Source organism: Streptomyces sp. NPDC025638, assembly GCF_055558775.1.
This window is the reverse complement of sequence record NZ_JBVHLX010000027.1, coordinates 21,302-34,165: the sequence shown is the minus strand read 5'-3', so window position 1 is coordinate 34,165 and position 12,864 is coordinate 21,302. Positions and strand designations below refer to the sequence as shown.

The window sequence follows — 12,864 nt, the reverse complement described above, 5'->3', positions numbered from 1 at the left end:
CTTTCTTGCGACGGTCCGGACCTTGTGGGGCAGGATGGGGGTTATGCCGAACCGATTGGCTCATGAAACGTCCCCCTACCTGCTCCAGCACGCTGACAATCCGGTCGACTGGTGGCCTTGGTCGGAAGAGGCATTCGAGGAGGCACGGCGGCGCGAGGTACCAGTGCTGCTCAGCGTCGGCTATTCGAGTTGTCACTGGTGCCATGTCCTCGCCAGTGAAAGCTTCGAGGACGATGTCACCGCCGCCTTCATGAACGAGCACTTCGTCAGCGTCAAGGTCGACCGCGAGGAGCGTCCCGACGTCGACGCCGTCTACATGGAGGCCGTCCAGGCCGCCACCGGGCAGGGTGGCTGGCCCATGACCGTGTTCCTCACGCCGGACGCCGAACCCTTTTACTTCGGCACGTATTTCCCGCCCGCTCCCCGCCACGGCATGCCCTCCTTCCGGCAGGTGCTGGAAGGGGTCCGGCAGGCCTGGGGCGAGCGGCGTGACGAGGTCACCGAGGTCGCCGGGAAGATCGTGCGGGACCTGGCCGGACGCGAGATCGACTACCAGAGCGCGCAGGTCCCCGGCGAGGAGGAGCTCGCTCAGGCGCTCCTCGGGCTCACCCGTGAGTACGACCCGCAGCGCGGCGGATTCGGCGGCGCGCCGAAGTTCCCGCCGTCCATGATCGTCGAGTTCCTGCTGCGCCACCATGCGCGGACCGGCTCCGAGGGCGCGTTGCAGATGGCGCAGGACACCTGTGAGCGGATGGCGCGCGGTGGCATCTACGACCAGCTCGGTGGCGGGTTCGCAAGGTACTCCGTCGATCGCGACTGGGTAGTGCCCCACTTCGAGAAGATGCTCTACGACAACGCGCTCCTGTGCCGCGTGTACGCCCATCTGTGGCGGTCCACCGGATCCGATCTCGCCCGCCGTGTCGCCCTGGAGACCGCCGACTTCATGGTCCGCGAACTGCGCACGAGCGAGGGCGGGTTCGCCTCGGCGCTGGATGCCGACAGCGACGACGGCACGGGCAGGCACGTCGAGGGCGCGTACTACGCCTGGACGCCCGACCAGCTCCGCGAGGCCCTCGGGGACGACGCCGAACTCGCCGCCCACCACTTCGGGGTGACGGAGGAGGGCACCTTCGAGGAGGGGCGGTCCGTGCTCCAACTCCCGCAGGACGAGGGCGTGTTCGACGCAGCGAAGATCGCTTCCGTCAGGGAGCGGTTGCTCGCGGCACGCGCCGAGCGCCCCGCCCCCGGCCGTGACGACAAGATCGTGGCCGCCTGGAACGGACTGGCCGTCGCCGCGCTCGCCGAGACCGGTGCCTACTTCGACCGCCCCGACCTGGTCGAGGCCGCGGTCGGCGCCGCCGATCTCCTCGTACGGCTGCATCTGGACGACCACGCCCGGCTGGCCCGCACCAGCAAGGACGGCCGGGCCGGTGCCAACTCCGGTGTGCTGGAGGACTACGCCGACGTCGCCGAGGGCTTCCTCGCGCTGGCGTCGGTGACCGGGGAAGGGGTGTGGCTGGAGTTCGCCGGACTGCTCCTCGACCAGGTACTCACCCGCTTCACCGACCCGGACAGCGGCGCCCTGTACGACACCGCCGCCGACGCCGAGCGGCTCATCCGCCGGCCGCAGGACCCCACCGACAACGCCACCCCCTCCGGCTGGACCGCCGCCGCGGGCGCCCTGCTGAGCTATGCCGCCCAGACGGGTTCCGAGCCCCATCGCACCGCGGCGGAAAGGGCGTTGGGTGCGGTGAGGGCGCTCGGGCCGCGCGTGCCGCGGTTCATCGGCTGGGGGCTCGCCGTCGCCGAGGCACTGCTCGACGGCCCGCGGGAGATCGCGGTCGTGGGACCGGCGCTCGACGACGAGGCGGCAAGAGCCCTGCACCGTACTGCACTTCTGGGTACCGCGCCCGGCGCGGTGGTCGCGTTCGGCGCACCGGAGAGCGACGAGTTCCCGCTCCTCGCCGACCGTCCGCTGATCGGCGGCGCGCCGGCCGCGTATGTCTGCCGTAACTTCGCCTGCGACGCCCCGACGACCGATCCGGAGCGGCTGCGCACGGCGCTGAACAGCTGAACGGCATGAGCCCAACCGTCGTAAACGTAACTAGCGTTCGAATTCCTCACCGAGGACGTGCATGGTGAGGAAACACGCTCTTCATTGAAAAGGTCCACGCGCTTCACAGATCACTCATAATCTCTCCATCGTGACGCGACGGGCGGGGGTGCCACGTCGCGCCGGGGGGTTATGGGATCTGGGGGGATCTTTTGCTCACGTCTGTCTTCATTGCTGCCGTCTCGCTTGCGCTGTTCTGGATGGCGGCCTTCACCTTGTGGTGGCAGATGCACGCGTGGCGTACGCCCGAAGTGCTCGCCTCCACCCGGTTCAGCAGACCGGACGGGAACGAACACGTGTCGTTCTCGCTGTTGCTGCCGGCGCGGCACGAACAGGCCGTGCTCGACCACACCATCCAGCGGCTGCTGGAATCCACACACACCGACTTCGAGATCATCGTGATCGTGGGGCACGACGACCCCGAGACCACGGCGGTGGCCGACGCGGCCGCCGAGCGCGACCCGCGCGTCCGTGTCGTCGTCGACACGCACGAGAAGAAGAACAAGCCCAAGGCCATGAACACGGCGCTGCCGCACTGCCGTGGCGACGTCGTCGGGGTCTTCGACGCCGAGGACCAGGTCCACCCGGAGCTCCTCGCCCACGTCGACCACGCCTTCCGGACGACGGGAGCCGATGTCGTCCAGGGCGGTGTCCAGCTCATCAACTTCCACTCCAGCTGGTACAGCCTGCGCAACTGCCTGGAGTATTTCTTCTGGTTCCGCTCCCGGCTGCATCTGCACGCGCAGAAGGGGTTCATCCCGCTCGGCGGCAACACCGTCTTCGTCCGCACCGACGTACTCAGGGAGGCCGACGGCTGGGACCCCAACTGCCTGGCCGAGGACTGCGACCTGGGCGTCCGCCTGTCCAGCGTCGGCAAGAAGGTCGTCGTCGCCTACGACTCCGACATGGTCACCCGCGAGGAGACCCCCGGCTCGCTGATGTCGCTGCTCAAGCAGCGCACCCGCTGGAACCAGGGCTTCCTGCAGGTCTACCGGAAGAAGGACTGGCGGCAACTCCCGGGATTCGGACAGCGGTTGCTCGCCCGGTACACGCTGATGACGCCGTTCCTGCAGGCGTTCTCCGGAGTCGTCATCCCGCTCAACGCCGCCGTGGCGCTCTTCCTCGACGTCCCCGTCGGTATCGCCTTCCTGACCTTCCTGCCACTGGTCACCGCCGCCGTCACCTTCGTCTTCGAGGTGGTCGGGCTGCACGACTTCGGCAAGCAGTACGGACTGCGTGTCCGCCTCGTCCACTACGTGAAGCTGATCGTGGGCGGCCCCTTCTACCAGGTCCTCCTCGCAGGGGCCGCGATCCGCGCCGTCTGGCGTGAGCAGCGCGGCCGCAACGACTGGGAGCTGACCAGCCACGTCGGCGCGCACCTCACCGCGGCCGAGACGATCCGAGAGGACGTTCCTGCGTGACCTCCACCCTTCCCGCGGTGACCGCTCCGAAGGTCCCCGCGCAGCGCCGACCTGTACCCAAGGAGCGTTCGACCGGTCGAACATCGCCGCCGGCCCGGCTCCGCTCCTCCCGTTCCGACCTGCTCCTGTGCGGTGTGCTCCTCGTGGCGATCCTCGTCGTCCAGGGCTGGAACATCGCCGACTACCCGACCCTCAGCGACGACGAGGGCACCTATCTCGCCCAGGCCTGGGCCGTGCAGCAGGGCAAGGGCCTGGCCCACTACACCTACTGGTACGACCATCCGCCGCTGGGCTGGATCCAGATAGCGCTGCTCACCTGGATCCCGTCCGCGCTCAGCCCGGGCTCGATGACCGTCGGCAGCATGCGCATCGCGATGCTGGTGATCAGCGCCGTCAGCGCGGTCCTCGTCTACGTCCTCGGGCGGCGGCTGTCCCTGCCCCGCTGGGCCGCCGGGCTCGGCATGGTGCTCTTCGGGCTCTCACCGCTGGCCGTCGTGCTCCAGCGAGAGATCTTCCTCGACAACATCGCCGTGATGTGGCTGCTGCTGGCGTTCTGTCTGGCCGCCTCGCCCAGCCGGCACCTCTGGCACCACTTCGGCGCGGGACTCGCGGCCGCAGCGGGCGTGCTCACCAAGGAGACGATGCTCGTCGTCCTGCCCGCCCTGCTGCTCACCATGTGGCGCCACAGCCACCGCGACACCCGTAAGTTCGCCCTCACCGGAGCGGTCACCGCCTGTGTCCTGGCCGGCTTCTCGTACCCCCTGTTCGCCCTCCTGAAGGGCGAGCTGCTGCCCGGCAGCGGGCACGTGTCCCTCTGGGACGGCATCAAGTACCAGATGTCCAGGCCGGGTTCGGGCTTCATCCTCGACACGTCGTCCGGCTCGTACGGAGTGCTGCACTCCTGGCTGTACTACGACCGTGTGCTGCCCCTCGGCGGCCTGGCCGGGGCGCTGCTGCTCCTTGTCACCTGGCGCTGGTCGGTCACCGCCCGCGCCCTCGCCGGACCGGCGCTGACCGTGGCGATCCTGGCCCTGGTGGCGATGCGCCCCAACGGCTATCTGCCCGCCATGTACGTCATCGGCGCCCTGCCCTTCCTCGCGCTGGTCCTCGCCGGGGGCACCGCCTCCGTCGCCCACGCCGTGCTGCGCAGACGGCGGTCCGAGAACGAGAACCGGTATGTCACCTCCGGCCGGTACGCGCTCGCCGCCGTCCTCGCCGTCGCCGCCGGCGCCTATGTCGTACCGCACTGGTACGACGGCGACCGCACCGCCGTCACCGCCGACGCCAACGCCCCCTACCGGCAGGCCTCCAAGTGGCTCGGCAGCGAGGTGGACGACCCGAGGCACACCCGGGTCCTCGTCGACGACGCGCTGTGGCTGGACCTGGTCCATCACGGCTACCAGCCGGGGCTCGGCGCCATCTGGTTCTACAAGGCCGACCTCGACCCGGCCGTCACGAAGACCATGCCGCACGGCTGGAAGGACATCGACTACGTGGTCGCCTCGCCGACGGTCCGGCGCGACGCCCGCGACCTGCCCAACGTCAAGGCCGCCATCCGGCACTCCACCCCGGTCGCCACCTTCGGCACCGGACCCGACCGCATCGAGATCCGGAAGATCCAGACGGCAGCCGCGGGAGGCGAGCGATGAGCAGTCACGAGTACACCGTCCCCGGTGAGCTGGGCGATCCGGCGGTACGGGCCGCGGAGGTGCCCGAGCCCGGTGCCGTCACCATCGTCGTACCGACCTTCAACGAGTCCGCGAACATCCGGCAGCTGCTGCACCGGATCACCGAGTCGGTGCCCGCCCGGCTGCCCTGCGAGGTCGTCTTCGTGGACGACTCCACCGACGACACGCCCGAGGTCATCCGGCAGGCCGCGCAGGACTGCCCGTTCCCGGTGACCGTGCTGCACCGCGAGGAGGCGGTGGGCGGACTCGGCGGGGCGGTGGTCGAAGGCCTCAAGGCGGCCACCTCGGAGTGGATCGTCGTGATGGACGGCGACTGCCAGCATCCGCCGTCCCTGGTACCGGAGCTGGTCGCCACCGGCGAGCGGACCAACGCCGGGCTCGTCGTCGCCTCCCGGTACATCAAGGGCGGCAGCCGGGCCGGGCTCGCCGGCAGCTACCGGGTGGCCGTCTCGCGCGGGGCGACCTGGCTGACCAAGTCCCTCTTCCCGCGCAGGCTGCACGGCATCAGCGACCCGATGAGCGGCTTCTTCGCCATCCGGCGCAGCGCGGTCACGGCGGAGGTGCTCAGGCCCCTCGGCTACAAGATCCTGCTGGAGCTCGCCGTGCGCAGCCGGCCGCGCGCGGTCGCCGAGGTGCCGTTCGTCTTCCAGGACCGGTTCGCCGGCGAGTCCAAGTCGACCGCTCAGGAGGGCTTCCGCTTCCTGCGCCATCTGGTCGGCCTGCGCACCGCCTCACCGGTCGCCCGCATGGTCGGCTTCGGTCTGATCGGCGCCACCGGCTTCGTGCCCAACCTGGTCGGCCTGTGGGCGCTGACCGTGCTGGGCATGCACTACGTCCCCGCCGAGATCCTCGCCAACCAGCTCGGCGTCGCCTGGAACTTCCTGCTCATCGAGCACCTGCTGTTCCGTGACCGGCGTGCGCACCGCCGCTGGTGGGACCGCGTCGGCCGGTTCGCGCTGCTCGCCAACGCCGACCTGGTGCTGCGCATCCCGCTGATCGCGCTGCTCGTCGACCGGTTCGGGATGGGCGCGCTGCCCGCCACCGCGCTCGCGCTGGTGACGACCTTCGTCCTGCGCTTCGTCGGTACCGAAGCGCTGGTCTACCTCCCGCGCCGCCGCGGCGGGAGTCGTGCCACAGCAAGGAGAGCCGTGTGAACCTGCACCGAAGAAGGACGGCACTGGTCGGGGTCGGGGCCCTGACCGCCGGTCTCCTCCTCACCTCACCGCAGTCCGCCGAGGCCGCCAACCTCGTCAAGAACCCGGGCTTCGAGACCGCCGGCACGGACGACATGCCGTACTGCTGGGAGAAGTCCGGCTGGGGAAACAACGACTTCAGCTTCGCCACCGTCGCCGACGCCCACTCCGGTTCCAAGGCCATGAAAGTCACGCTCACCCGGCGGGTGGACGGCGACCGCAAGGCGCTGATCACCGAGTCGACCGAGTGCGCGCCGGTGGTGACGGCCGGCAAGCAGTACGACCTGTCCCTCTGGTACAAGTCGACGACGCCCGACACCGCCGTCACGCTCTTCCGGCACGACGCGACGGCGGGCTGGCAGTACTGGACCGACCTCAAGACCCTCGACATGGCGTCGGGCTACACCCAGGCCACCGTCCGCACCCCCGAGGTCCCGGCCGGCACCGACCGCATCACGTGGGGCGTGTCGGTCTACGGCACCGGCTCGGTGACCACCGACGACTACACCATGGAGCAGGTCCCCGACACGCTCCCGCCGCCGCAGTGCACCGGCACGGGCGACCAGTGCGCCAACGGAAGCTGGTCGGTGCTGCCGACGCAGAACCCGGTCCGCTCGATGCACTCCGTCGTCCTCAACAACGGCAAGGTGCTGCTGATCGCCGGCTCGGGCAACAGCGAGGAGAACTTCAACGCGGGCACGTTCACCAGCGCGGTGTACGACCCGGCGAACGGCACCTACAAGGTCATCCCCACGCCGAAGGACATGTTCTGCGCGGGGCACATCCAGTTGCAGGACGGGCGCGTGCTCGTCATGAGCGGCAACAAGGCGTATCCGGTCGCGGGCGGGCACGGCTACGAGGGCTTCAAGGACTCGTACATCTTCGACCCGACGACCGAGACCTACAGCAAGACCAACGACCTCAACGACGGCCACTGGTACCCCTCGGCGACCGAGCTCGGCAACGGTGACGTCATCTCCTTCGGCGGGCTGCGCGAGGACTCGTCCGGTTCGGTGACCGCCGAGTACTGGTCGGACAAGGACCAGGCGTGGCAGCCGCTGTGGAAGGTCAACCAGACCTGGTCGTTCTGGGGCCTGTACCCGTCGATGATCCTGATGCAGGACGGCCGCCTCTTCTACTCGGGCAGCCATGTCTTCGGCAACAACATCCCGGGCACCGGGTCGGCGATCTACGACTACAACGCCAACACGGTCACGCAGATCCCGGGCCTGCAGAGGAAGGACGAGCGCGACCAGTCGGCGAGCGTGCTGCTGCCCCCGGCGCAGGACCAGCGGGTGCTGACCATCGGCGGCGGCAACATCGACACCAACCCGGACGGCAACCGGCTCACCGACGTCATCGACCTCAAGCAGGCCAGCCCCTCGTACGTGGCCGGGCCGCCGCTCCCGCAGGGCACGGTCGACCTCGGGGCCGGCAAGGTCCCCGAGACCGGCGACCAGGGCAAGATGTACGTCTCCGCCGTGCTGCTGCCCGACGGCAAGGTCCTGGAGACGGGCGGCGCCCTGCACAACCGGGCCGACCCGGTGTACGAGTCGTCGGTCTACGACCCGGACGCGGGCACCTTCGACCCGGTGGCCGCCGACCCCGAGGCCCGCGGCTACCACTCGTCGGCGTTCCTGCTGCCCGACGGCCGGGTGATGGCCACCGGTGACAACCCGGGCAACGGCAGCTGGAACCACAACGTGTCGATCTACACCCCGCCCTACCTCTACAAGGGCACCCGTCCGACGATCACCTCGGTGATCAACCAGGAGTGGAAGTACGGCGACACCCAGCGGATCACGGTCGACCGGCCCATCGCCAAGGCGGAGCTGATCCGCCCGGCCGCGGTGACCCACTCCTCCGACCCCAACCAGCGGTTCGTCGACCTGCCCCTCGCGGCGGACGGCAACAACGTCGACCTGAACGTGACCAGCAACCCCAACCTGGCCCCGCCCGGCTGGTACATGCTGTTCGCGGTGGACGCCAATGGCGTGCCGTCGGTGGCGAAGTGGGTGCATCTGCAGGGCCCGGCCGCGCTTGCCGCCACCGCCCCCTCGGCGCACGTCCACTCCTTCGCCGACTCCCTGGCAGGCAAGGTCTCAGGACCCGGCAAGAAGCGGTCGTCGCAGAAGGTCAGCACCACGATCTCCGGCTGCGACCGGCACTACGGATCGGTCAACGTCTGTGTGCCGACCGTCTTCCCGTCGGAAGTGAAGAAGACGACGGCCGCGCGCTGCACCTGGCTCAAGCAGAACCACTACGGCCGGCTGAAGATCAACGGCAGGGACGATCCGCTGGGTCTCGACCGCAACAAGGACGGCATCGCCTGCGGAAAGGCTGATGTGAGAAAGCGTTAGCCCCGCCCGCTGAACTCCGTCAGGGCGCGCTCCACGATGGCCTCCAGCTGGTCGTGGTGCGCGCCCTTCCAGTACGCGCGCCCGCACTCCAGGCACTGGGCGAAGACGTCGTACGACCGCTGCGTCCCGCCCTTCAGCTGGTGCGCCACCTCGTCCTTGGTGGCCTCCTTCAGCAGGCCGTTGCACGCCGTGCAGCGTGTCCAGGGGCGCAGTTGGGGCGCGAACCGGTCGAGGACGTCGCGGAGTTGGTCCTCGGGGCGGGTGCTGTAGACATAGGCGCCCGCCCACAGTTCGCGGCGGCGCAGCAGCCCGCGGTCGCGGCTGAGCATGACCCGCTTCTCGGCGGCGGAGCGGGTGGCCAGCGCCGGGTCGCCGATGTCCGTGGACTCGTAGGCCGTGTCCACGCCGAGCAGGCGCAGCCGGCGGGCGAGGGTGCCGAGGTGGACGTCGAGGAGGAAGCGCAGGGGAGCGCCGGGGACCCGCTGGGGCCGCTCGACCGCCCGTACGCTCACGGACTCGCCCGCCGTCGGAATGTGCGACACCGGTACCGACCGGCCGTCCACGACCAGCGCGCCGACCTCGGTGAGCGGGACCCCGAGGGACTCGATGACATGGCCCAGGGTCGAGACGCCGTCGGTGGCGAGCGGGGTGGTGCCGTGGCGGCGGGCGTGCGGGACGAACAGCCGGAGCTCGGGGGCTACTTCGACGTGGATCTCGGGTCCGTTCACCTCGTCAGGATGTCACGGGTGAGCGGCGTGGGCTCAGGGGTTTTCCCTGGGCAGGCCGTGCTCCAGGACGTCCAGGGTGCGGTCGACGAGGGCCGCGAAATCGTCCCGGTGATCGTTCGCCGCCCAGTACAGGGAGGTCTCCATCAGGCCCCCGACCAGGGACATCGCGTAGACCCGCACCTCCAGGCTCTCCGGGTCCCGGCCGGTGCGCTCGCCGATGGCCCGGCAGAGCATCCGGCCGGTGACCGACATGCTCTCCATCATCCGCGAGCGCACTGCGGGGACCTCGACCATCAGCCGGGTCCGCAGCCGGGTCACCCGGGCGTCCTCCTCGACACCGAGCCGGACGGCCCGTCGCATCACGTACCGGACGGACTCCGTCCAGGGCTCCTCCGCGGGCCGCGCCCTCAGTTCCTCCAGGATGATCGGGTCGTACTCGTCCGTGAGGACGATGTCCTCCTTGGTCGGGAAGTACCGGAAGACGGTCGACGGCGACACTTCGGCGCGCTCGGCGATCTGGTCGATCGTGGTGGCGTCGTACCCCTGCTCCTCGATCAGTTCGTACGTCGCGGTGCGGATCGCCTCGCGGGTCTTGATCTTCTTCCGCTCGCGAAGTCCCAGTCGGGAGCGGTCGGTGGGAGAAGAGGTACGTGCGGCCGTCATGGTGGTCATTCTCCGGCATCCGTGACGGAGGTGGCCATGGCCCGGGCCTCCTCCCGCGGTGTGGCGCGACCGCCCGGCGCGCTCGGCAGGAACGCGGCCGCCAGCAGCGCGGAGACAAGCGAGGCGATACCGCACACCAGCAGGACCAGGGTCATGCCGTGCACATACGCGGCGTCGGCGGAGGCGGCGAGGTGGGCCGCGCCTTCGGGGCCGGCCTTTTCGGCGATCAAGTGCGCGGCGACCACGGAGTCCCCGGCGGTGTCGGCGGCCCGCGCGGGCAGCCCGGTGACGTCGAGCCGGTCGCGGAAGGAGCCCGCGAGCAGGCTGCCGAGCAGGGCGATGCCGACCGCGGAGCCGACCTGGCGCAGCGTCATCAGCAGCCCGGAGCCGCTGCCGGCGCGGTCGGCGGGCAGCGCGGCCAGGGCGCCGTCCATCGCCGGGACGACCGAGAAGCCGAAGCCGACACCCGCGACGGAGAGCCACAGCGCGGTGAAGCCATAGCCGGAGTCGACCGTCGTACGGCTGCCGAGGAGCGCGGCGAAGGCGAGGACGACGAGGCCCGCGCTCACGACGGCGCGCGCGCCGAACCGCTCGACGACGGGCTGCGCGGTCTTCGCGGCGACCATCAGACCGCCCATCATCGGCAGCAGACGCACCCCGGTGCCCAGGGCGTCATGGCCGAGGACGGCCTGGAGGTACGGCGGCAGGACGAACATCAGGCCGGAGAGCACGAACATCACCAGGGTCGCGGCGACGGTGTTGAGCAGAAAGCCGCGCTGGGCGAGCAAGGACATGTCGAGCATGGGCCGTACGGCCCGGCGCTCGCGCAGGACGAGCCCGGTGAGCAGCACGGCGGCCGCCGCGAACAGACAGAGGACCAGAGTGTCGCCCCAGCCGCGGTCGGGCGCCTCGATGATCGCGTAGATCAGGGCGGCGAGCCCGGACGCGGTGAGCGTGGTGGAGACCGCGTCGACCTTGGGCGAGGCGGGGTCGCGGGTCTCTGGCAGCAGGAGGACACAGGCCGCGACGCCGATGGCGACCATCGGGACGTTGACCAGGAACACCGAGCCCCACCAGAAGTGGTTCAGCAGGAAGCCGCCGATGATCGGGCCGAGCGGCAGGCCGAGCGCCGAGGCGGCCGAGATGATCCCGACGGCCTTGGTGCGCTCGTCCGGCCCGAAGAGCGAGGGCAGCACGGACAGGGCGAGCGGCATGACCAGCGCCCCGCCGACCCCCATCACCGCGCGGGCGGTGACGACCCAGTTCACATCGCCGGCCAGGGTGCCGACGAGCGACCCTGCCAGGAAGACCAGGAGCCCGGCGATCAGCATCCGCCGCCGCCCGAACCGGTCGCCGAGCAGCCCCGCCGGGAGCATCAGCGCCGCGAAGACGACGACGTACGAGTCCGCCATCCACTGCTGTTCACCGGTGCTCGCACCGAGCTGCTCCGCCATGGTCGGCAGCGCGACATTGAGGATCGTCATGTCGAAGCCGAGCACCAGCATGCTCGCGACCAGGGCCCCGAGGGCCCACCAGCGGCGGGGGTCGCGCCGCGCTTCCTCCGTAGGGGTGACAGTAGCCATGAAATGAGAGTAGCTCTCAAAATCGTGGGACTGTCAATGGAGAGAAGATGTCAGGTAATACAAAAATGGCCACGGCTCGCGAGCCGTGGCCATGAGAAGGAGTGAGGGGTCTACGCGTGCTGGTACGCCACCAGGGAGATGCCGACGTAGTGGACGACGAAGGCGGCCAGGGTGAAGGAGTGGAACACCTCGTGGAAGCCGAACCAACGCGGCGACGGGTTGGGGCGCTTGATCCCGTAGATGACGCCGCCCGCGCTGTACAGCAGGCCGCCCACGATCACCAGGACCAGGACGGCGATGCCGCCGCTGCGCATGAAGTCCGGCAGGAAGAAGACCGCCGCCCAGCCCATCGCGAGATAGCAGGGGGTGTAGAGCCAGCGCGGGGCGCCGACCCAGAAGACACGGAAGACGATCCCGGCGGCCGCGGCCGCCCAGATGCCCCACAGCAGCCACTGCCCCTTGGCGCCCGGCAGCAGCAGCATGGTCAGCGGGGTGTAGGTGCCCGCGATGATCAGGAAGATATTGGCGTGATCCAGCCTGCGCAGGATGCCGTCCATCCGCGGGCTCCAGTTGCCCCGGTGGTACAGCGCGCTCACGCCGAACAGCAGACATGCCGTCAGGGCATAGATGCCGCAGGCCACGCGCCCGCGGGGGGAGTCGGCAAGGGCGGTGAGCACCAGCCCCGCGACGAGTACGGCCGGGAACATGCCGAGATGGAGCCAGCCCCGGAGCTTGGGCTTGACCGGGTGCGGCAGGGAGAGCGCGACGGGACCGCGGCCGGCGGCGGGCGGGTCCGTGGGCGCGTCGGGGGCGGACGCAGTCATGACGGGAATCGTACCTACGGAACCGTAAGTTACGGGCCACTCCGGCTCGATGGCGGGTCGATAGTGGCCATCGTCTCACGGGGGCGTGCGCTCGCGCCGCCGTTGCGTCCGGCCGCGACGTGCAAACCCTGGGTAACGCAAAAAGACCTTCAGGCGAACCCAACGTGCACGCAAAGAAACACGGTAAGCGTGGCCTTCCTCACTTCGCTCACCTGTGATGCGCTCTGGACATATGCGCACTACCATCGGATGATCAAATGAGTGCGGTCGGCACCGGATGAGCGGCTACGA

The 12,864-nt window shown here is 69.8% G+C and carries 9 protein-coding genes; 5 read left to right on the top strand and 4 right to left on the bottom strand.

Annotated elements, in window-relative coordinates; all coding sequences use genetic code 11:
• Positions 1–43 precede the first annotated feature (43 nt).
• The 5 genes from ACZ4EG_RS42170 (at position 44) to ACZ4EG_RS42150 (ending at position 8,775) form a co-directional block, all read left to right on the top strand.
• Positions 44–2,074, top strand: a complete 2,031-nt coding sequence (locus ACZ4EG_RS42170) for a thioredoxin domain-containing protein (RefSeq protein WP_467794407.1) — start codon at positions 44–46, stop codon at positions 2,072–2,074.
• A 191-nt stretch (positions 2,075–2,265) separates the two neighbouring features.
• Positions 2,266–3,534: a glycosyltransferase gene (locus ACZ4EG_RS42165; RefSeq protein WP_467794406.1), complete on the top strand. Its 1,269-nt coding sequence runs from the start codon at positions 2,266–2,268 to the stop codon at positions 3,532–3,534.
• A complete protein-coding gene (locus ACZ4EG_RS42160) occupies positions 3,531–5,183 on the top strand; it encodes an ArnT family glycosyltransferase (protein WP_467794405.1) in 1,653 nt (550 codons plus the stop codon). Before ACZ4EG_RS42165 ends, ACZ4EG_RS42160 begins: the two co-directional genes overlap by 4 nt.
• Positions 5,180–6,376 (top strand): glycosyltransferase, encoded by a 1,197-nt coding sequence (locus ACZ4EG_RS42155; RefSeq protein ID WP_453559153.1) that lies wholly within the window; start codon positions 5,180–5,182, stop codon positions 6,374–6,376. The genes ACZ4EG_RS42160 and ACZ4EG_RS42155 overlap by 4 nt, the downstream gene beginning before the upstream one ends.
• Complete coding sequence (locus ACZ4EG_RS42150; protein ID WP_467794404.1) at positions 6,373–8,775, top strand: galactose oxidase-like domain-containing protein; 2,403 nt, start codon at positions 6,373–6,375, stop codon at positions 8,773–8,775. Before ACZ4EG_RS42155 ends, ACZ4EG_RS42150 begins: the two co-directional genes overlap by 4 nt.
• Here ACZ4EG_RS42150 and ACZ4EG_RS42145 read toward each other — a convergent pair.
• The 4 genes from ACZ4EG_RS42145 to trhA all read right to left on the bottom strand — a co-directional run bounded on the left by ACZ4EG_RS42145 (position 8,772) and on the right by trhA (position 12,573).
• Complete coding sequence (locus ACZ4EG_RS42145; RefSeq protein WP_467794403.1) at positions 8,772–9,503, bottom strand: Mut7-C RNAse domain-containing protein; 732 nt, start codon at positions 9,501–9,503, stop codon at positions 8,772–8,774. The genes ACZ4EG_RS42150 and ACZ4EG_RS42145 overlap by 4 nt on opposite strands.
• Positions 9,504–9,536: 33 nt before the next feature.
• Positions 9,537–10,166 (bottom strand): TetR/AcrR family transcriptional regulator, encoded by a 630-nt coding sequence (locus ACZ4EG_RS42140; protein ID WP_453559162.1) that lies wholly within the window; start codon positions 10,164–10,166, stop codon positions 9,537–9,539.
• Positions 10,167–10,171: 5 nt separating this feature from the next.
• The gene (locus tag ACZ4EG_RS42135; protein WP_467794402.1) at positions 10,172–11,749 is read right to left on the bottom strand and encodes an MFS transporter; all 1,578 of its coding nucleotides are present in this window, start codon (positions 11,747–11,749) and stop codon (positions 10,172–10,174) included.
• Between the two features lie 110 nt (positions 11,750–11,859).
• Positions 11,860–12,573, bottom strand: coding sequence for a PAQR family membrane homeostasis protein TrhA (trhA, locus tag ACZ4EG_RS42130; RefSeq protein ID WP_467794401.1), 714 nt, complete (start codon positions 12,571–12,573; stop codon positions 11,860–11,862).
• Positions 12,574–12,864: the final 291 nt, after the last annotated feature.

What these genes read in the sequence shown, in the direction of transcription:
- ACZ4EG_RS42170 (WP_467794407.1), top strand. Translation starts at nt 44, where the DNA reads ATGCCGAACCGATTGGCTCATGAAACGTCCCCCTACCTGCTCCAGCAC.
- ACZ4EG_RS42155 (WP_453559153.1), top strand. Translation starts at nt 5,180, where the DNA reads ATGAGCAGTCACGAGTACACCGTCCCCGGTGAGCTGGGCGATCCGGCG.
- ACZ4EG_RS42140 (WP_453559162.1), bottom strand. Translation starts at nt 10,166, where the DNA reads ATGACGGCCGCACGTACCTCTTCTCCCACCGACCGCTCCCGACTGGGA.
- ACZ4EG_RS42135 (WP_467794402.1), bottom strand. Translation starts at nt 11,749, where the DNA reads ATGGCTACTGTCACCCCTACGGAGGAAGCGCGGCGCGACCCCCGCCGC.
- trhA (WP_467794401.1), bottom strand. Translation starts at nt 12,573, where the DNA reads ATGACTGCGTCCGCCCCCGACGCGCCCACGGACCCGCCCGCCGCCGGC.